This is a genomic window from Streptomyces sp. B21-105, from assembly GCF_036898465.1.
In the GTDB taxonomy this organism is placed as follows: Bacteria; Actinomycetota; Actinomycetes; order Streptomycetales; family Streptomycetaceae; genus Streptomyces.
In genome coordinates, this window is record NZ_JARUMJ010000001.1 from 6,708,339 (window position 1) to 6,726,517 (window position 18,179).

General features: G+C 66.7%; 20 protein-coding genes. 13 read left to right on the forward strand and 7 right to left on the reverse strand.

What is annotated here, in order from left to right:
- The first annotated feature begins 114 nt into the window (after positions 1 to 114).
- The 10 genes from QA802_RS30380 to QA802_RS30425 all read left to right on the forward strand — a co-directional run bounded on the left by QA802_RS30380 (position 115) and on the right by QA802_RS30425 (position 7,686).
- Positions 115 to 588 (forward strand): hypothetical protein, encoded by a 474-nt coding sequence (locus QA802_RS30380; protein WP_334529196.1) that lies wholly within the window; start codon positions 115 to 117, stop codon positions 586 to 588.
- 43 nt (positions 589 to 631) lie between these two features.
- Positions 632 to 1,180: a hypothetical protein gene (locus tag QA802_RS30385; protein ID WP_334529199.1), complete on the forward strand. Its 549-nt coding sequence runs from the start codon at positions 632 to 634 to the stop codon at positions 1,178 to 1,180.
- A 235-nt stretch (positions 1,181 to 1,415) separates the two neighbouring features.
- Positions 1,416 to 1,847, forward strand: coding sequence for a hypothetical protein (locus QA802_RS30390; protein WP_334529202.1), 432 nt, complete (start codon positions 1,416 to 1,418; stop codon positions 1,845 to 1,847).
- 22 nt (positions 1,848 to 1,869) lie between these two features.
- Positions 1,870 to 4,230 (forward strand): hypothetical protein, encoded by a 2,361-nt coding sequence (locus QA802_RS30395; RefSeq protein ID WP_334529205.1) that lies wholly within the window; start codon positions 1,870 to 1,872, stop codon positions 4,228 to 4,230.
- Positions 4,231 to 4,257: 27 nt separating this feature from the next.
- Complete coding sequence (locus tag QA802_RS30400; RefSeq protein ID WP_334529208.1) at positions 4,258 to 4,935, forward strand: hypothetical protein; 678 nt, start codon at positions 4,258 to 4,260, stop codon at positions 4,933 to 4,935.
- Positions 4,936 to 5,088: 153 nt separating this feature from the next.
- A complete protein-coding gene (locus tag QA802_RS30405) occupies positions 5,089 to 5,778 on the forward strand; it encodes a hypothetical protein (RefSeq protein ID WP_334529211.1) in 690 nt (229 codons plus the stop codon).
- A 168-nt stretch (positions 5,779 to 5,946) separates the two neighbouring features.
- Entirely contained in the window at positions 5,947 to 6,282 is a 336-nt protein-coding gene (locus QA802_RS30410; protein ID WP_334529214.1) for a hypothetical protein, read from the forward strand.
- The gene (locus tag QA802_RS30415) at positions 6,248 to 6,901 is read left to right on the forward strand and encodes a hypothetical protein (RefSeq protein WP_334529217.1); all 654 of its coding nucleotides are present in this window, start codon (positions 6,248 to 6,250) and stop codon (positions 6,899 to 6,901) included. The genes QA802_RS30410 and QA802_RS30415 overlap by 35 nt, the downstream gene beginning before the upstream one ends.
- A 58-nt stretch (positions 6,902 to 6,959) precedes the next feature.
- Positions 6,960 to 7,298 carry a WXG100 family type VII secretion target gene (locus tag QA802_RS30420; protein ID WP_334529220.1) on the forward strand — a complete coding sequence of 113 codons (339 nt, stop codon included), beginning with the start codon at positions 6,960 to 6,962 and terminating at the stop codon, positions 7,296 to 7,298.
- 85 nt (positions 7,299 to 7,383) lie between these two features.
- Entirely contained in the window at positions 7,384 to 7,686 is a 303-nt protein-coding gene (locus QA802_RS30425) for a WXG100 family type VII secretion target (RefSeq protein ID WP_057579477.1), read from the forward strand.
- A gap of 92 nt (positions 7,687 to 7,778) precedes the next feature.
- Here the strand turns inward: QA802_RS30425 and QA802_RS30430 are convergent, their stop codons facing one another.
- The gene (locus tag QA802_RS30430; RefSeq protein ID WP_334529223.1) at positions 7,779 to 8,057 is read right to left on the reverse strand and encodes a GntR family transcriptional regulator; all 279 of its coding nucleotides are present in this window, start codon (positions 8,055 to 8,057) and stop codon (positions 7,779 to 7,781) included.
- A gap of 161 nt (positions 8,058 to 8,218) precedes the next feature.
- Between QA802_RS30430 and QA802_RS30435 the strand changes: the two genes are divergently transcribed.
- Together QA802_RS30435 and QA802_RS30440 are read left to right on the forward strand one after the other, a co-directional pair.
- A complete protein-coding gene (locus tag QA802_RS30435) occupies positions 8,219 to 8,602 on the forward strand; it encodes a hypothetical protein (protein WP_334529226.1) in 384 nt (127 codons plus the stop codon).
- Between the two features lie 56 nt (positions 8,603 to 8,658).
- Entirely contained in the window at positions 8,659 to 8,817 is a 159-nt protein-coding gene (locus QA802_RS30440; protein WP_319172353.1) for a hypothetical protein, read from the forward strand.
- Here the strand turns inward: QA802_RS30440 and QA802_RS30445 are convergent.
- The gene (locus QA802_RS30445) at positions 8,751 to 9,740 is read right to left on the reverse strand and encodes a DUF2283 domain-containing protein (protein WP_334529229.1); all 990 of its coding nucleotides are present in this window, start codon (positions 9,738 to 9,740) and stop codon (positions 8,751 to 8,753) included. The genes QA802_RS30440 and QA802_RS30445 overlap by 67 nt on opposite strands.
- A gap of 36 nt (positions 9,741 to 9,776) precedes the next feature.
- Here QA802_RS30445 and QA802_RS30450 point away from each other — a divergent pair, with 36 nt between their 5' ends.
- Positions 9,777 to 10,016: a hypothetical protein gene (locus QA802_RS30450; RefSeq protein ID WP_334529232.1), complete on the forward strand. Its 240-nt coding sequence runs from the start codon at positions 9,777 to 9,779 to the stop codon at positions 10,014 to 10,016.
- Positions 10,017 to 10,409: 393 nt separating this feature from the next.
- Here the strand turns inward: QA802_RS30450 and QA802_RS30455 are convergent, their stop codons facing one another.
- The 5 genes from QA802_RS30455 to eccCa all read right to left on the reverse strand — a co-directional run bounded on the left by QA802_RS30455 (position 10,410) and on the right by eccCa (position 18,164).
- A complete protein-coding gene (locus QA802_RS30455; RefSeq protein ID WP_319172356.1) occupies positions 10,410 to 10,907 on the reverse strand; it encodes a hypothetical protein in 498 nt (165 codons plus the stop codon).
- Between the two features lie 27 nt (positions 10,908 to 10,934).
- Positions 10,935 to 12,227: a hypothetical protein gene (locus QA802_RS30460; RefSeq protein ID WP_334529235.1), complete on the reverse strand. Its 1,293-nt coding sequence runs from the start codon at positions 12,225 to 12,227 to the stop codon at positions 10,935 to 10,937.
- A 73-nt stretch (positions 12,228 to 12,300) separates the two neighbouring features.
- Positions 12,301 to 13,224: a hypothetical protein gene (locus tag QA802_RS30465; protein ID WP_334529238.1), complete on the reverse strand. Its 924-nt coding sequence runs from the start codon at positions 13,222 to 13,224 to the stop codon at positions 12,301 to 12,303.
- Between the two features lie 209 nt (positions 13,225 to 13,433).
- Positions 13,434 to 13,880 (reverse strand): hypothetical protein, encoded by a 447-nt coding sequence (locus tag QA802_RS30470; protein WP_319172349.1) that lies wholly within the window; start codon positions 13,878 to 13,880, stop codon positions 13,434 to 13,436.
- A 288-nt stretch (positions 13,881 to 14,168) separates the two neighbouring features.
- On the reverse strand, positions 14,169 to 18,164 hold the full coding sequence (gene eccCa, locus QA802_RS30475; RefSeq protein WP_334529241.1) for a type VII secretion protein EccCa: 3,996 nt from the start codon (positions 18,162 to 18,164) through the stop codon (positions 14,169 to 14,171).
- Between the last annotated feature and the right edge of the window lie 15 nt (positions 18,165 to 18,179).

An 18,179-nucleotide genomic window follows, 5' to 3' on the forward strand; every position in this document is an offset into this window, starting at 1 on the left:
TGATCTCCCACGGCCTGGCTCTGTCCACGAGAACGACAACCGACAGTAAATGTTGACCAGCTGGCCGGATGGCATCGGAGGGCACCTGTCAGACCTCGGGCCTAAGGTGTGCCGATGATCTTCAGAAGGAAGCGCAAGGCCGTGGACCTGGACGCCGTCATGGCAGAGCTGGAGCAGGCAGTGACCGCTCGCGACGGTGACCGCACGGAGCGTGCGTTCGCCGCGGCGATGAGTGGCCTGCAGTCGGCGACGGGCACCGAATGCGTGCCGGTGGGCCCCCGGTTGGCCGCGCTGCTCCCCGCTTTTCCGCCCACCGGTCCGCGCCCGATGCTGGCGACGATGGCCGGCTTCTGTGTGGAGCGCGGTGCCGATCCGGCAGCCTGTGCGGAGCCGATCCTCGACGGAGCCCACCGCGACCTGCTCGATGCCCTGGAGTTCGCCCGCCGCTGGTCCGCCGCCGGCGGTGCCGGGGACGAACTGCCGGAGGCCGACGAGAAGATCATCGACGACACGCTGATGGCCCGGCTGGGTGGCGAGGCGCACGAGGCGTTGCGGCTGGCGCTGGCCTGGTGCTCGGTCGAGCAGTGACAGCCCCCCCCCCGCGCTGGCCGTGCTGTGCCGGAGCACCGAGGTGCGCCGTCGGCACGCATCCGCGATCCTCCCCGCCTGCCGCGACCTGGCGGCCCTGGAGCAACACGAGCTCAAGTGCCTGGCATACGCGCTCGCGATCCTGGACGACGAGCCGCTGGTGGTGTTGCACCGGCCGACCGGGACCGGGTTCGAAGTGCGTATCGGCGGCATCGGGGACAACTTCCAGTTGCACACGCTGCTCGCCCACGTGCTCGTCGGCGGCGGCCACGTGGCCGGCATCGAGCCGTCGGCGGAGAGCGTCCGCCTGGCCATGGACCCCGAGCCCGCCCAGGGGCGCACCGAGGCCGTCGCGACCGGGGCCTTCGAACTCCTCGCCCCGGACGGGGAACGGATCTGGAACGAGGTGCTGCCCGACGACCTCCCCGTTGTGGAGGGACACCGCCTACTCGTGCTGGACGAGCCGATATACCAGCGCAGTTGGAATGCTGACCGCTTCTTCCCGATGCTGCCGGGGGCGGTTGAGCTGACTCGTGTGCTGTCCGCCGACGAGGTCCAGACCTGGTTCACCCACACCCGCTGGACGTCCTGACCCGGTGTCCCGCGTCGACAGCACTGCTTCCCGGGCTGAGCCCGCGAGTCTTTCGGAAGCTGGTGACGGTTCTGCGGCGCAAAGCCCTGCCGGGATTCGAGCGTTGTTGTGTGGGCTTCGAGGAATCAGCTACCGGCCTCCCCGTGGGCGGGTGATGATACAAAAGACGGGTGATCAGGTCGGTGGCCGCGTGCGTGCCGTGGAGTGGCCTGCCCGGAGGGACTTGGGGGAATTCGTGACGTTCGATCAAGAATGGGCCGAGTTACGTGCGGCGGCCGCCGCGCGGACCGGCATGCAGATCAACAGCATTCCGGCCGACGGCGGCAAAGGCGGCGGTGGCGAGAGGGATCTGGTGGTCAATCGGGACGACCTCGGCGCTATCGGCAATGACGCGTACGGCCTGTTGGGGCGGCTGGGGAAGGACGGCGACATCGCCCGCACCTCCACGTTCGACGCGGCGACGGCGCTGACCAACGGGAACTTCGTGAGCGGCTCGGCCGTACTGAAGGTGCATGACTTCTGGCAGGCCCACATGAGGACGCTGCTGGACGCCTGTGCGCAGATTTCGAATCACCTCGACTACAGCAAGGCCCAGCACGCCAAGGACGAGGCGAAGATCGAGGGCGATCTGGCCCGGATTTCCGTTCTCACGGAATACATGAAATAGGAGGCTCGGGGGAGTGCTCGGCATGCTGAAGTACGAGGACGTAATCGACGCCCCGTTGGCGAAATTACAGGCTGCCATCGACGACTGGTCGGAGATGGTGGGGAAGCTGGACAAGCTCGCCACCGACGCCGCCGACGGAATGAAGGCGAAGGCGGACAAAGCGGCCTGGGAGGGCGTCAACGCAGGGGTCACCAAGCCGTTCATCGCCAAGACGGCCAAGGAGTTCGCGGACGCCGCGGCCGAGGCCAAGGGCGTCAAGCTGATCCTGCAAGAGGGTCACGCGGCCATCAAGAAGGCCAGGGACGACCTGGTCAACATCCGGGACCACGAGGGGCCCGCGGCCGGCATCCATGTGGACGGCAAAGGCAAGGTCACGGCGCGCAACCCGTTGTCCGAGACCTCCTCGGCGCGACACGACCCCGACTACAGCAAGCTTCTGCAAGAGGAGAAGCAGAACATCGAGTCGTGGCAGAAGCGGATCGACCTCATCGTCGACAACTGCAACGACACCGACGTCGCTCTCAAGAACACCCTCGAGACTAACGTCACCGACCGCAAGGACTTCGGCGCTCCGACGTACACGAAGCTGGACCAGGAGGAGGCCGCCCGAGCCGCCGCTCTGGCAGGCAAGGGCCGGAACATCACACACAAAGAACTGCAGCAGCTCAACGAGCTGCTGCAGGACAACAGTTCGTCGATGGAGTTCGCCAAGGGCTTCTACGAGAAGCTCGGGCCCGAGAAGTCGCTCGCGTTCTTCGGCCAGCTCTCCACGGACACCTACGAGTACGCCAAGGTCGACCCCGAGCGCCTCAAGGACGTCCAGGCGCTCCAGAAGAACCTCGGCCTCAACCTGGCCACCGCCTCCCACGACAAGGAATTCACCGACAAGTGGGGGCCGGAGCTCCGCAAGTTGGGTACGCAGCGCATCCCGCTCGACAAGTACGACTACGGCGGCCCGTTCGGATACCAGTTGCTCGGCGGGATCATGCGGAACGGGAACTACGACGCGAAGTTCCTCAACCCGATCGCCGAACACGTGACGCAGCTGCACGCCAAGGACCCGTACATGTTCGCCGAGAGCAAGACGGTGAACAGCACCTTCAAGAACCCGTTCAACCCCTCCGGAGTGAACGGGGCCGGCTACGACCCGGCCACCGCCATGCTGGAAGCGCTCGGCAACAGCCCGGAAGCGGCGAAGAAGTTCTTCACCGATCCCCCGACCGCGTACAACGAGGACGGCACGGTCAACAAGGGCGCCACGGTCGACCTCGGAAAGAACAAGGACGGCGAGGCGATCGACAACTACTTCGACTTCTTCACCGACGAGGAGTGGGAGTCCTTCCCCGACGTCAACACGCTCGACGAGAAGGAGCTCAAGGCGTCGCTCGACCAGATGCCCGACGCCCTCGGTCATGCCCTGGAAGCAGCGACCCTCGGCTACCCGGCCGGGGACCCGAACCCGAACGTGGTGCGGGACGAGGGCAACGTCGCGGTCATGCAGAAGGTCATGGAGACATACGCTGCGGACCCGGGTCTGCTCAAGGAACACCACGAGGCGATGGCCGACAGCCTGGGCGTCATGGGCGCCGGCTACATCGACGACATCAACTGGGCGCTGACCAAGAACGAGCCGGGCAACGTGTTCGCGCCGGTCAAGAACCCTGAGGGGCACCTCGACTTCGCGAACACCTCGGACGAGTACGGGCGGAGCGTCGCCCGGGGCTTCCTCAGCACCCTGGGCCAGCACCCGGACGCCTACGCGACGGTCTCGACCGCGGAACAGGTCTACACCCGCAGCGTGCTTGAAGGGACAGTGGGCCCGGACGGAAAGATCACCGATGAGGTCGCTGCCAAGGCCAGGGCGACCGTACTCGTGGGCGCCGAGGTGCAGGGCATGCTCGACCAGTCCCGGGCCGATCAGGTGGAGGCGACGAACCTCAAGACGCACGAGGACTACGAGAAGGCGGTAGCCAAAAGGTCGGGCTGGGTCGAGTTCGGGGCCACGGCGGGCATCGCGGCGGGCGTCGCCTTCCTGCCCGCGACCGCAGCCGTGGGCACGGCCGCGGTGCTCATCCCGCTGGCGACCGACACCGCCAGCGGTGCCGCCGAACAGCTCATCGGCCAGATGGTCGGTGACTTCTCCGACAAGTCGGTGGACGAGCACAAGGAGAAGATGGAGGACCTCACCGATGAGGAGAGAAGGGCCGTCTTCTCCGCCGGTGAGGCCCTGGCCGAGGCACCGACGGAGGACTTTCTGGAGCGGTACGTCCCGGACCGCGAAAACAGCACGTTCGCGCGAGACCTTCGTGAATCGATGCTGCTCGGCTACGGGGTTGGCAACGACCGGGAGCAGCAGCAGGGCAACGGTCCGGAGACCGGCTGAGGCCGGTGACTGAGGGGACACCTAAGGATGCGGATAGTGATCAATCGTCGGCCGGTGCGCGTTGGAGTCCTTGCCACGGTCGTGGCCAGCTTGTATCTCGGGGCCACCGGCTGTGGTGGGGACGGAGACGACGACGCGGTCGACAAGGCTCTCGCGGGGACTCAACTGTGCGGTGGCCACGCCGTGTCCGCGCAGGCGTCCAAGGCCTTGAAAGTGATCACGGGGTCGTCGCGGTTCGGGACGACGGCGGAGAAGTCTACCGTCGCGCGGGCTGCGACGAACCTCGTCGAGGCGTTTCCGGTCGCCACCGGGGGGCGCGACGACGTCTGCCGCATCTACACTGCCGACGGTACGCCGGATTTCGCGATCCGAGTCACCTGGGGGCTGGATGACGGCCCCCCGACGGGAACTCCGGCTCCGGATTTCACCGCGCTGGATATGGGGGAGCGCACCCTGGCGGCGGCGGACAGGGCGTCGGTCCGGTTCGCGTGCCGGAGCGACAGGTTCCCCAACTCGACGAATGCGGCCCACATCGTCATAGGCGTGGAGCGCTGGATGATGCCGAAGCCGCCCGAAGGCAACATCAAGGCGCTGAAGGACGCCTACGCGACTGTGGCTCACTCCTTCTCGCTGGCCATGGCCAAGGAGTTGCGCTGCGAGAAGAACGGCGGCCTCCCCGACCGGCCCGTGCTGGATCCCGCGTAGCCGCCAGAGGAATACGCTTCCACGCCTATTCCGTACTGGCGGTCGGCGGCCCGCAGAAATCAATGACGCGTGAGCAGAACCACTTCACCGAACGGTTCACCTGCTGGTTAACAACCCAAAGACCGGCTGATGTTGGTGGACGGTCAAGGGGACATGAGGATGTGGGCAGTGATCAGTCGTGGGTCGGTGCGCGGGGGGCTGCTCTCCGCAGCCATGGCCGGCTCGTTGCTTTTCGGGGTGACGGGTTGTGGAGATGACGGTGATGATGACGGGCTTCCGAAGGACTACAAGGTGGTGGCGGGGACGCAACTCTGTGGTGGCAAGGCGGTGTCCGCCGATGCGTCCCGGGCGCTGAAGGTGATCACGGGGTCGTCGCGGTTCGAGGCGTCGGGAAAGGAGTACACCGTCGCGAAGGCCGCGGCGGACCTTCTCTGGGCGTTCCCGGGCCCCACCGTGACGGAGGATGCCTGCCGTGTCTACACGCCCCGCGACGCGCCGGATTTTGAGCTCAGAATCACCTGGAGGATCAGCGACAGCGCGCCGACGGGTGCCCCGGACCCGAAGTTCACTGTGCTGAAGATGGGGGAGGAAACGCTGGCGGCTGCGGACCAGGCGTACGTCTATTTCGCGTGCCGGAGCGACAGGTTCTCCTCGACGGCAGGGGCCCACATCGTCATGGGCGTCGAGCACCGGGATCCCTGGAAGGAACCCGAGGGCAACGTCGAGGCGCTGAAAGACGCCTACGCGACCGTGGCCCACTCCGTCTCGCTGGCCATGGCCAAGGAGCTGCGCTGCGAGAAGAACGGCGGGCTTCCTGAGCGGCCCGTGCTGGATCCCGCGTAGCCGCCAGAGGAATACGCTTCCACGCCTATTCCGTACTGGCGGTCGGCGGCCCGCAGAAATCAATGACGCGTGAGCAGAACCACTTCACCGAACGGTTCACCTGCTGGTTAACAACCCAAAGACCGGCTGATGTTGGTGGACGGTCAAGGGGACATGAGGATGTGGGCAGTGATCAGTCGTGGGTCGGTGCGCGGGGGGCTGCTCTCCGCAGCCATGGCCGGCTCGTTGCTTTTCGGGGTGACGGGTTGTGGAGATGACGGTGATGACGACGGGCTTCCGAAGGACTACAAGGTGGTGGCGGGGACGCAACTTTGCGGTGGCAAGGCGGTGTCCGCCGATGCGTCCCGGGCGCTGAAGGTGATCACGGGGTCGTCGCGGTTCGAGGCGTCGGGAAAGGAGTACACCGTCGCGAAGGCCGCGAAGCATCTGGTCGAGGCGTTCCCTCCCACCGTGATGGAGGATGCCTGCCGTGTTCTACACGCCGCTCGACACGCCGGATTTTGAGCTCAGGATCACGTGGAGGCTGGACGACAGCGCTCCGTCGGACGGCACTGCGGACCCGAAGAAGTTCACTGTGCTGAAGATGGGGGAGAAAGCCCTGGCAGCAGCGGACCAGGCGTACGTCTATTTCGCGTGCCGGAGCAACATGTTCTCCAACCCGACGAAAGTGGCCCACATCGTCATTGGTGTCGAGCACTGGGCTGTGCCGAAGGAACCCGAGGGCAACATCGAGGCGCTGAAGGACGCCTACGCGACTGTGGCTCACTCCGTCTCGCTGGCCATGGCCAAGGAGTTGCGCTGCGAGAAGAACGGCGGCCTCCCCGGCCGGCACCGACCCCCTCGCCAAGGAAAGCGTCACGGGCGTGACGGACGCGGCGGGCAACGCGCCCTCCGCCAGCGCTTCCGCGTCAGCCTCGCCGCAGCCCTCGAAGGACTCGACGGACGATCAGGCCCCCGCAGCGGCAACCGCCGACGCCTCCGACAACACCACGATGTGGATCGCGCTCGGAGCAGCCGCAGCCGTTCTGGTGATCGGAGGCGGCGCCTTCGCCCTGATCCGCTCACGGCGAGGTGCCGGATCGACATATGTATGACGAAGAACCGTCACCCGCAACGGTTCTGACACACAGACCACCGCGCAGTCAGCAGCGAATCGAAGCTCACGAAGAAGGAGTGTCGCAATGGTCGACCGCAAGCTCAATGACGGCGATGTACACAAGCTCCAGAAGGAAGTCATCGACCGGTACGACAACATCCGGAGCTCCCTTGCCAAGCTGCAGGGCACGATCGACATGATCGAGAAGGCGTGGACGGGCCAGGGCGCCAACGCGTTCAACGCCAAGCAGACGGAGATCAACACTCACATGGTGGGGATCGGCAAGATGCTCGAGGACTTCCTCGAGGGCATCCACATGACCAAGTCCGACAAGCAGAACCTCGAGGACCAGATCACGGCGGACCTCACCAAGATCTCGGTCGACGACCTCGGTGGAAAGACCTCGGCGCTCAGCAGCTACTGACGAGCCCGAGCCACGCATCGCGCTCAACCACATCGTTGTCCGGACTGACGATTCCGGCTGACATCTGCACAGAGACGAGGGAAACATGTCCGGAGCTCATTACGACGAACTTGCCGTCACGTACGGCACCATGGACGCGCTCGCGACCGAGCTCGGCGACCAGGCCAAGAAGCTCGAGGACGACCTGGAGGCGCTGCGGCAGGCCGTGCTCAACGTGTCGGCCGGCTGGGGCGGCGAGGCGTTCCAGGCGTTCCAGGGCAAGAGCGAAGAGTGGAACAAGCACGCACGGGGCATTCACACGGCCCTGATGCAGATCTCGCACAAGGTCCACGGCGCCGGCGGTGACTACCGCGGCGGCGACCTGAAGGGCGCCAGCTACTTCATGTAAGTGCAGGCACATATGTCGCAACGCAGGGTGGGCACGCACGGGAGGTGCCCACCCTGTGCAATGTCGCAGCAGCCGCCCTTGACGTCGCCCCGTCAGCCGTTGCCGTCGTCCTCCTCGGACGTACCGGCGGGCACGGCGATGACGAACACGCCCTTGCCCTGGACTCCTTGAACGGTTCCCTCGGCCTGTAGCACCTCGATGGCGGACTTGATGGTTCGGCGGCTCACCGCTCCGCCCGTCTCCTGCTCCAGCTCATGGTGCGAAGGGATGCGCCGACCAATCGGAATCTCGCCGCGTCGGATGCGCTCACGCAGGGCGGACGCAAGCTGCACGTACATCGGGACGATGCTTTCGCGGTCGATGTCTATCACGCGTTAGAGCGTAAAAGGCCAGCTCAAGACAGCATAGGGCGGCATGGCACGTGAAAGGACGTACCAAGACGTTCCAAGTTGCCGTACAGTCGATGTCTGCAGAGGACCCCCGCGACGGTAGGCGCCGTCCGGGGGCATGGCCGCCAACCCTATGGAGGTTGATGACAGTGAGCATTATCCACGCGTTGCTGCGCTGGATCCTGGGCGTGTTCGCGCCCGGCACCGGCAGGCGGAGGGCGGGCGCACGCTCCGCCGTACCGGCCGACACCGGCATTGCCGCACAGCCGGACGCAGGGGCCGTACGGCGACTCCCCGCAGCCCGTTCCCCGTACGGACTGCCCGAACTTCTGGACGGAGCCACGATCCCGGTACGCCCGTACGTACTCGAGGTTGAACAAACTCACCACGGCCGGGAACGGAAACAGGTACTTGATCAGCAGCGGACACGGCAGACGCAGACCCGGCGCCGGGTGGCCCTGGTGCTCGCGGCGGACTTCGGCATCGACCTGGACCGGCACGTCGTCGGCGCGGAGAGGGCGGCGTGATGGGGACGGGGGACAGGGCACCCCGATCGCCCGTGCGGATGTGCGTGCGCTGCGAGGTGATCACTGAGACGCCGGTCGTGGTGGGCGTCGTCCATCAGAACTCGGGGCCGGGCTTCGTCGTCTACGCGTGCCAGGTGTGCGCTGCGCACTACCCGCCGCAGCCGGACGCCCTCACCGTCCTGTCCCCGCCCCGCCGAGCCGGGAGCGAACCGTGAGCCGGGGCTTGACCGAAAGGCCGGGAGAGGCGCGCGAGTTGTCGCCGGAATGCGCTCTGGCGCATCGGCCCGGCTACGAGGACGTACACGACGCGTGCCGCCGCCTGCAAGACATCCCGCTCCCACACGGTAGGGGCCTGCTGCTCGTACACCGCTGCCCCTGCCCCTGCCACCACCCGTGCCCGCAGGAAGCCCGGACGAGCGCCGGCACCCCACCCAGGCAGCGCTAGACGCCCGACGCTGAGGCGCTTCCCCTGGTGACCTGCCAAGGGCCTGGACCGCTCCGGCTTGTAGGCCCGATCCAGGCCCTGCCCCATGGCGTTGGTGCCGATACGGGGGGTCTTCGAGAAGGAAATTCGATGGCCGACGACACTGAGCCGGTCATGCGCCGTCGGCGTCCAGTCGCTCCGCGGACTGGAGCAGGTACTCGGGCAGTTTCGAACTGGCCGCCAGCACCTGATGCCGACAAGGCGGCCCTGGTCGTCGAAGTCGAGGTTGATCACGCCGTCGACGTCCACCGGATCGCAGGGATACGTGCGCGCGGACGTCACGCGGGCCCGCGGTTCGGTGAGGTATACGTACGCTGCGTTCGCGGTCTCGTCGTAGGTGACTCTGGCGCCTGTCACGGTGAGCAGGCTCCCTTGTTGTTGTCGTTGCTGGCTACGCTGTCCTCGTCCACGTATCCGACCGTGGCAACCTCGGGTTGCTGCTGTGGAGAGGTGCGAGGCCAGGACGGTCTTGACGGTGCCGGTGATGCGGGGGGAGTGGCAACGGAGTTTGCGCGGGGCAGCGTATTCTTCAGGGCGGCGTCGGCCTGCTCTCCCACGGCTTGGCTTTGGGCACGAGAACCGACAGTAAATCTCGGGTTGCTCGCGAAGTTGGTCAAGGGCAGGCGGGATCAGCGATGATGCGTCGGCAGGCACGGTCTTCCACTCGGATCACGAGGCATAGAGAAATCCATGATCTTGGAAGCCGCGCCTGTCACGTTCTGGGGCACTGCCGAGCTGACAGAACGTCACGAACTGGGCGTCTCGCACTACACCGAAGCCGTGGCGGCGCCAGCACTGTGGGAAGACGGTTCGGGTGCACTTATCGCGTTGGGCCAGTTTGTGAGGTCGTCGCCCGGGATCACAGTTTCCGTAGTACGCCGCGCCACGTCCATCCTGCGGCAAGAACTGCATCCTTCAGCGGGTTTGTAAAGTCCTTACGGGTGTCGAACCGCAAGACTTCTACCTTCTGCCGATGACCGTCGGGGCCCTTCTCGTATCGCCACTGGCTGTAGATCGCGCCCGCCGGGCCCCGGGAATACTCATCGCGCGAGTATTCCGAAGACTTCCACCGCTCCTCCAGGGCACGCACCTCGTGGCGGTCTTGGTCCAGTCGCATGCGGACCTTGAGGGTGACGCGTACCTCGGGCAGTTTGCATTCCGCGACCAAATCGGCACCCTCCTCTCGAGTGCTGTTGCGGACGACGTACCGGACATCTGGTCTGTTCAGACCAAGGAGTGTGGTGCTCAGGTCTTCAGCGGACCGCGGAGAAATATCGCCTGCGGCGTGCCTAGTTCCCGTGAATTTGTCCCATAGCCGCCCCATCACGCTGCCCCTGTCTTCGTGTCCGGACGCACACTGCGGATGAAGTCCTGGAAATCCCCCAGCACTTCATCGAATGTTGCAGCTGTGGTGGTCAGTACCAGTCGGATCACGGCACGTCGGCGCGGATCCATAGTGTCGGACATCACCAGATACACCTGCGATTGGACCAGATCCTCAGGGATTCCGTTGACGGCGGCAGTGAATGTGAGTTTCTGCGTCAGGCCAGGTGTGTCCGCCGTGCCTACCTCCCGAACATAGACGACTGACACATCGGTAACTGCACGTAGTCCCTCCACAGACTCACCGGCCACTTCCGCGAGACTCACCGCGTCCGGCAGCACGTCGCCACCGATCGTGATATTCGTGGTGAAGTTGCTGTCCTGTGCAGGGAGCACTGCGGCAAACGCGATGTCCGAGGTATCGATGGCATCCGGACGAGCAGGAAACCAGCCTTCGGGCAAGCGAAACTCGATGGGCACTGGCAGTACTGCGGGCATCTCAGCCACTTTCTTCCTCTGGATTCGCTAGTCGAAGATTCCGCTCACGAAGTCGACGGCGTCATCGACGCCAACCGCATCGGCCACTTCCACAACCGTCTTGGCCACCTTGTCCGGGTCGATCGTTATTTCCAACCCCAACTTGCCTCCGGTACCCGGCGAAAGGCCAGCGTCTCCACCAATGCTCCAGACGCCCGTCTCTTTGTCCTTCTTCCAACCGAACCACGCCTCAGCGCCAGGTCCGGCCCATGCCTCAGCTGTCCCACCCACGCCGATCCCGCCGACTTCGATACCCCCGGCAGCTCCCGCTTTCGCACCGGCGAATGCCTTTCCTCCGATGGTGACTTCATCTTTGGTGACCTTGAGGTTCGCTGCGGCCTCGGCACCGGCGAAGCCTTCGCCTCGGACGTAGGCGCCGTAGTTCCCATACTCGGCGCGGCCCTCTGTCAAGACACGCGCTCCCACGGAGGCTTCCGCCTTGCCGACGACGCCACTCTCTGTGATCCCGAAGTTTGCGGTGGCCCTGGCGCCGCCGTAGCCGTCCGCGATTCCGGAGAGCTTCATCTGCCCATTGGTGAGCGAGCCTTCTGCAGTTCCGTGAAATAGGTCAGCAGCTGCCTTGACTGAGCCCTCCTTCCCGTATGCAGGTCCTTTCGCGCTGAAGCTCGTGTCCGGGCCCGTGAAGGAGGCCTTGCCGTCGGAGACCCAACCATCTACCTGAGTGGCGTCCGACGACTGCTCCGGCGTATATGCGTCGATCGTCGTCTTGGCGTTGCGGTTGAAGCCGTTGAGGGTTCCATCGGTGAGGTCGGTATCGAGGACCACTGCTTCCAATGCGATCTTCACGGCGTCATCGGCGTCGTTGATCGCCTGGACTGCGGCTTTGATGGCTTCGTTCCACTCGCCCTCCGCCTTGCGGGCTGCGGCCTGGTAGTCTGGGTCGTGGTGGTAGGCGGTGCGGGAGGCATCGCTGAGCTGCTCGGTGTCGAAGGCGACGACGCCTTCCTCGGACAGCCTCATACCATTTTTGATGGCATCGGCGCGCACGGACTTGAGTCTGCCCCGGAGATCGGCGAACTGCGTGTGGGCATCGCGCAGTAGGGCAGCGATCGCCTTGGCCTCCTTCTGCGCGGCCTGATACTCACGCAACGTGATCTTGAAGCGATCGTTGGCTGCGGTAGCGGCCAATCCCCGCCAGGTCTGGCCGCTGGCTATCTTCGACACGTCTCGTTCGTACACCTCTTCGAGCTTCTTGAACTCGCCTGCCATGTCGTCCCACTTGTCTGCCGCGCTGGTCAGCGAGGACAGATGGGTGGTCATCGCTTCGTGGTACGTCGGCATGGTGTCTCCCCCGTGGTTCCGGTGGCGTGGTGCGGCGGTCGGCGGCGGATCGTCAGTAGCCGTCGAGGTTGGACGACTGACGGACCTTGTTGGCGATGTCGATGTCCTGGTTCTGGAACAGGATGTGAGTGCTGCGGAGCGCGCTCTTGTCCGCGGAAAGGCGGTCCATCAGTGCTTTGACCTGCTTCTCCCACGTGCCGTGTGCCTTCTTGAGCGCATCGGAAGTGTCCCAGCCATGGCCGCCCTTGCCGTTGAACTCCTTGACCGCGGTGTTGGTCTTCTCCTCAGCGACGTCGCCGGCCTTCTTGGTGTCCGGCTCGAGATGCTGCTCGATCGCGTTCGCCGCGGCCTTCTTTTGCGCGGGTGTGGAGGCCAGGTCAGGCGCGCCGTTACGACCATTGCCGGGGTCCACCTGATTGAGCTGCATCCGTCCGCCAGCTTCGCTTTTCGCCTGTTCCGACTTATCCCACCCCAACGCCCTGCTCCCTTCCCTGCTTCGATATGTGATCCATTGTGAGACACGTTCTCGAACGACGGGCCGCCGCCACTCGGCTTGTAATCCACCCGTTGCTCCCCGTGTATCCCGAGTTCTTGCCTGATCTGACTGGTCAGTCAGAAGCCCGAATCCCTTGGGCCCGAGGCGTGTAGCGAACTGTTCCGCGAAGAGGGGATCGCCGTTGTAGGTCTCCATCGTGCGATTGAAGTTTCTGATGTCGTCGAGACTCATGTGGGCCGGGTCCTTGGCCAACTTCGCCAGCTTCTCCGCAGCCGCGACGGCCTTTGCAGCGGAGCCCCGGTCGGCGTACGAGGCGTCGGTGAAGCCGTACTTCGCCTGGTCGACGAGGAGCCGGGGAACCGTTGCGGCGCTGTTGTACCTCTGCGTCGCTTTGGTCAAAATTGCCTGGATCTCGTCGCGGAGGGCGTCCGCCGCCTTCTGGTACGTCGCCCCGCTCTCTCCGCTGGGTCCGACGCACAATCGGGCCGTGTGTTCCCGGTGACGGTGACCGTGCGGAGGCTGACGGCGGCGTTCATCCCGGCCCACCTGGCGGTGTCCGCCTACGCCTTGAGGTTGGTCTCCGCGTCCTTCTGTAGTTCTGCGAGCTTTTCGTCATCTGGTGCCAATCGGTGACAGCTTCACCGAGCTTGGAGAGGTCTCCGTGGCGCAGGGCGTCGAGATCCATCGGGTCAGTGGCCCTTTCGGTCGTCAAAGCCCTCGTCCAGCAGAGCGATGCTGCTGACCGCACCGGCGATGTAGGAGTCGTCGGCGGCGTGCTGGTTTTTCGTGAACCGCAGATGGTTGGAGATATGGGCGCAGGCGTCCAGCAACGTCTTGCTCTGCTCGCCCCAGCGCTCCGTCACATGGTCGAGGGCCGCGCCCAGGGCGAAGTTCTCACCCTTGAGTCCGCCCGCGGCGGCCTCCGACGCCACGCGCGCGTGCCCGCTGTAGGTGGTGAAGTCCTGAAACAGGTCGTGAGCCGCCTTACCGACCGCCTCCAGGTCCTTGTGGCCAGCCACAAGGTAGCCGTAGGTGTTGTTCGTGCCGGGTTCGGTCGGCACATGGTTGAGCTGCATCCGAGTGGAATGCCGATCGGCCGCCCCGGCCTTCAACTGCTCCCATTCCTCCCACGCCATGCGTAGCTCCCCTTCCGTTGCGCGCGTCGTCCCAGCGTCACCGTCGTCCCCTCAGGCCCCATGTCCATGCGACGACGACGCCGTGTCACTGACACAACGGATCCAGTGGGTCACCCCAAGCGATATCCCGAACTCACCATACTTTCCGCGATGCTTTGCCCATGGATCGGCCGCGGCCAAAAATCAGGGGCGAGGACCGGCCACTCCCGCAGCCCGGCCCTTGATCGGAAAGCCGCGAACCAAGTGTCCGCGACTCACCCCACCCTTCCGCTCACGCCACCTCTCGGCTCACTCCGCCCCTCCTGCCCCGTCCGCCCCCTCCAGCCCTTCCTCCACCAACCCCACCTGAACCAACGGCTTCCCCCGCCGCCGCGAGACGAAGATGCCGCGGCCCGCCGGCATCGGGCGGGGGCGGACGCCGCCCAGGAGGTCGCCCTCGCCGGGGTCGCCCGCCAGGACGACGCCCTGCGCCCCGAGTTCCTTGATGCGCTGCATGAACGCCTCGTACGAGGCGCGCCCCGCGCCCGCCGTGGACCGCGCGATGATGAACCGCACGCCCACGTCCCGGGCGAACGGCAGCAGTTCGGTCAGTCCAGCCAACGGATTGCCGCTCGACGTGGCGACGAGGTCGTAGTCGTCGATGACGACGAACACCGTCGGCCCCCGCCACCAGCTGCGGTCACGCAGCTGCTGCGCCGTCACGTCGGCCGTAGGCGTCCGGCGCTGCATGAGGTCGGCGAGCGCGGCCATGTGATGGTCCATGGAGTTGGACATCGGGATGTACTCGGCGAGATGGGTCGCCGGCGTCACGTCCAGCAGGGAACGCCGGTTGTCGACCACGAACAGCTTGCACTCGTCACCGGAATACCGCTGCGTGAGCTGCTTGATCAGCAGCCGCAGCAGGTTCGACTTGCCGGACTCGCTCTCGCCGAGGACGAGGAAGAAGGGATCCTGCTCGAAGTCGACGAAGACCGGCTCGAGACGGTCCTCGTCGAGGCCGAAGGCGACCCCGCGGCGCGGGAAGCGGTCGCCCGGCGGCAGCGAGGCGGCCGGGAACTCCCGCGGCAGCAGCCGCACTTCGGGCGCGGGCGCGGCCTGCCAGTGCCGGGAGACCTCCGCGGCCAGCGCCTGCGTGGCGTCGGACAGCTCGGTGTCCGAGGCGAGGCCGTCGATCCGCGGCACCGCCGCCATGAAGTGCAGCTTCTGGGGCGACTGCCCCCGGCCGGGAACGCCCGACGGGACGTTCGCGGCGAGCTTGCGGTCGATCTCGGAGTCCATCGTGTCGCCGAGCCGGAGCTCCAGCCGGTTCATCAGGTGGTCCTTGAGCGCGGCCCTGACCTCCATCGACCGCGACGCCGTCAGCACCAGGTGGATGCCGTAGCCGAGGCCGCGCGCCGCGATCTCGTGGATGACCTGGTCCATCGCCTCGTAGTCCGCCCGGAAGTTGCCCCAGCCGTCGATGACCAGGAAGACGTCCCCCCACGGCTGGTCCGTGACCGAGATCTCGCCCCGGGCCCGCCTGGTCCGGAAGTCGGCGATCGAGGGAATCCCCGACGCGCGGAAGTACTCCTCGCGGCGGGTCAGGATGCCGTACACCTCCGCCACCGTCCGCCGTACCCGCTCCGGGTCCAGCCGGGACGCGACCCCGCCCACATGCGGCAGGCCGGCCACCGAGGCCATGCCTCCGCCGCCGAAGTCGAGCCCGTAGAACTGCACTTCGTGCGGGGTGTGGGTGAGGGCGAACGCCGAGATCAGCGTGCGCAGCAGCGTCGACTTGCCGGACTGTGGGCCGCCCACGATCTGCATATGGCCGGCCGCGCCGGAGAAGTCGACCCACAGGGAGTCACGGCGCTGCTCGAACGGCTTGTCCACCAGACCGACCGGCACGACCAGCCGTCCCGCGCCCTCGTAGCCGGGCTGGGTGAGCCCGCGGCCCTCCACCGCCGTGAGGCCCGGCAGCAGCGCGTCCAGCGACGGCGGGCTGTCCAGCGGCGGCAGCCACACCTGGTGCGCCGCCGGACCCTGCGCCTCCAGCCGGCGCACGATCACGTCGAGCACGGTGTCGGCCAGCGCGTCGTCGACCTCCGCGTCACCGGCCGCCCGGGCCTGCGGCACGGCCGCGTACCGTACCGGCACCTCGGACGAGGTGAAGAGCACCGGCCGCCGGTCCAGGGGCAGCGAGCCGCTCCCCGGCGCGGTCCGCTGACCGCCCGAGCGGTAGACGCCGGACACGTACGCCGCCTTGAACCGCACCATTTCGTCCGTCCCGAACTTCAGGAACCCCGAACCCGGCACATTGGGCAGCGAGTACGCGTCGGGCACGCCCAGCGCCGCCCGTGACTCCGCCGCGGAGAACGTGCGCAGACCGACGCGGTACGACAGGTACGTCTCCAGTCCGCGCAGCCGCCCCTCCTCCAGGCGCTGCGAGGCCAGCAGCAGATGCACGCCCAGGGAGCGCCCGATCCGGCCGATCTGCACGAACATCTCGATGAAGTCCGGCTTCGCCGTGAGCAGTTCGCTGAACTCGTCGATCACCAGCACCAGCGAGGGGATCGGCTGCAGTGCGGCGCCCGCGGCCCGCGCCTTCTCGTAGTCGTGGATGTTGGCGTAGTTGCCCGCGTTGCGCAGCAGCTCCTGACGGCGGTTGAGCTCGCCCCTGATGGAGTCGCCCATCCGGTCGACCAGCGTCAGATCGTCCGCCAGGTTGGTGATCACGGCCGCGACGTGCGGCATCTGCGCCATGCCCGCGAACGTGGCGCCGCCCTTGAAGTCGGCGAGGACGAAGTTCAGCGTCTCCGACGAGTGCGTCACCGCCAGCCCCAGCACCAGCGTGCGCAGCAGCTCGGACTTGCCGGAACCGGTCGCGCCCACGCACAGACCGTGCGGGCCCATGCCCTCCTGCGCCGCCTCCTTCAGGTCCAGCATCACCGGACGGCCGTCCTCGCCCACCCCGATCGGCACCCGCAGCCGCTCGGCCAGCGAACGCGGCCGCCAGGTGCGCTGCGTGTCCACCGACGCCGCGTCGCCGAGGCTCAGCAGCTCGGTGAACTCCAGGTTGGCCAGCAGCGGCTCGTCGTCATCGCCGCCGGAGGCCATCCGCAGCGGCGCGAGCTGCCGGGCGAGCGCCTCCGCGGACTCCGGGGACAGCACGTCGGGCGTCCCCTCGTACACGGCCCCATGTCCCGACTCCAGCCGCAGCGCGCCTGGCTGTACGACGATGTCGAGCTCGCCGCCCGTTCCCGTCAGCTCACCGGGGACGATCTCGAGGACCGTCACACCCTGCAGCCCCTCGGAGTTGGCCAGGACCGAGTCCTGGGGGAGCGACACACCGTCCAGGATGACGACCACGTGCGGCTCGTCGGGCAGCGGCGTCGCGTTCGGGTGGAACCGCGGCCGCCCGGTCAGCCGGGAGCCGAGCAGGCTCTCCAGCTCACGGGTCTTCGAGCCGATCAGCCGGCGGCTGCCCGCCCCGTCCACGGCGCCGGGCGCCTGGACGTGCGGCAGCCACTTCGCCCACTCCCAGTGCGGCAGCTCGTCCCGGCCCGCCGCGACCACCAGCACCAGGTCCTCGGACGAGTGCAGCGCGGCCAGCGAACCGGCCAGGGCCCGGGCGCAGGAACGGACCGAGTCCGGCTCGCCGCTGACCGTCACGTGGTAGAAGGCCCGCAGGGAGACCGCCATCGGCAGGTCGTCCAGACTGTCGTGCACGGCGAGGAAACGCTGCAGCGCGCCCGCCGTCAACGGTTCGAGCTGCTCCACGGGACCGGTCTCCGGAGCGACCAGCGGGGTGGCGAGGGCCTGAGCGCCGAGGCCCACCCGGACCTGTCCGAAGTCCTCGTCCCCGGGCCGCCGTTCCCACACCCGGCTGCCCTCGGCGACCAGGGCCCACAGCTGCTCGGGGGAGGGGTGCAGGTAGTACTGCGCGTCACGCTGGGCCCGCGCGGTGTCGAGCGCGGTACGCCGGGTCTGCGCCAGGTAGCTGAGGTAGTCCCGGCGCAGATCCGCCAACTGCCCCTGCGAACCGCGCCGGAAGCGCACCACCATCGCGATCGACATGGCCACCGTCGAGGCGATCATGACCATGCCCATGATGCGCATGAACGGCTGCCCGCTCGTGAAGAAGAAGACCACCGAACCGCCCATGCCGAGCGTCGGCAGCAGTTGCATCAGCACGCTCTCCTGATGCCCCCGAGGCAACTCGGGCGGAGGCTGCAGAACGACCTCGCCCATGGGCACCTCGGACGGCAGCGCCCTGGGCGGACGCTTCACGACGATGTGGCTCACTGCTCACCAATCCCC

Excerpts from the sequence above, each read along its gene's own strand:
- QA802_RS30380 (WP_334529196.1), top strand. The coding sequence starts at position 115 with ATGATCTTCAGAAGGAAGCGCAAGGCCGTGGACCTGGACGCCGTCATG.
- QA802_RS30395 (WP_334529205.1), top strand. The coding sequence starts at position 1,870 with ATGCTGAAGTACGAGGACGTAATCGACGCCCCGTTGGCGAAATTACAG.
- QA802_RS30400 (WP_334529208.1), top strand. The coding sequence starts at position 4,258 with ATGCGGATAGTGATCAATCGTCGGCCGGTGCGCGTTGGAGTCCTTGCC.
- QA802_RS30405 (WP_334529211.1), top strand. The coding sequence starts at position 5,089 with ATGAGGATGTGGGCAGTGATCAGTCGTGGGTCGGTGCGCGGGGGGCTG.
- QA802_RS30420 (WP_334529220.1), top strand. The coding sequence starts at position 6,960 with ATGGTCGACCGCAAGCTCAATGACGGCGATGTACACAAGCTCCAGAAG.
- QA802_RS30425 (WP_057579477.1), top strand. The coding sequence starts at position 7,384 with ATGTCCGGAGCTCATTACGACGAACTTGCCGTCACGTACGGCACCATG.
- QA802_RS30435 (WP_334529226.1), top strand. The coding sequence starts at position 8,219 with ATGACAGTGAGCATTATCCACGCGTTGCTGCGCTGGATCCTGGGCGTG.
- QA802_RS30450 (WP_334529232.1), top strand. The coding sequence starts at position 9,777 with ATGATCTTGGAAGCCGCGCCTGTCACGTTCTGGGGCACTGCCGAGCTG.
- QA802_RS30455 (WP_319172356.1), bottom strand. The coding sequence starts at position 10,907 with ATGCCCGCAGTACTGCCAGTGCCCATCGAGTTTCGCTTGCCCGAAGGC.
- QA802_RS30460 (WP_334529235.1), bottom strand. The coding sequence starts at position 12,227 with ATGACCACCCATCTGTCCTCGCTGACCAGCGCGGCAGACAAGTGGGAC.
- QA802_RS30470 (WP_319172349.1), bottom strand. The coding sequence starts at position 13,880 with ATGGCGTGGGAGGAATGGGAGCAGTTGAAGGCCGGGGCGGCCGATCGG.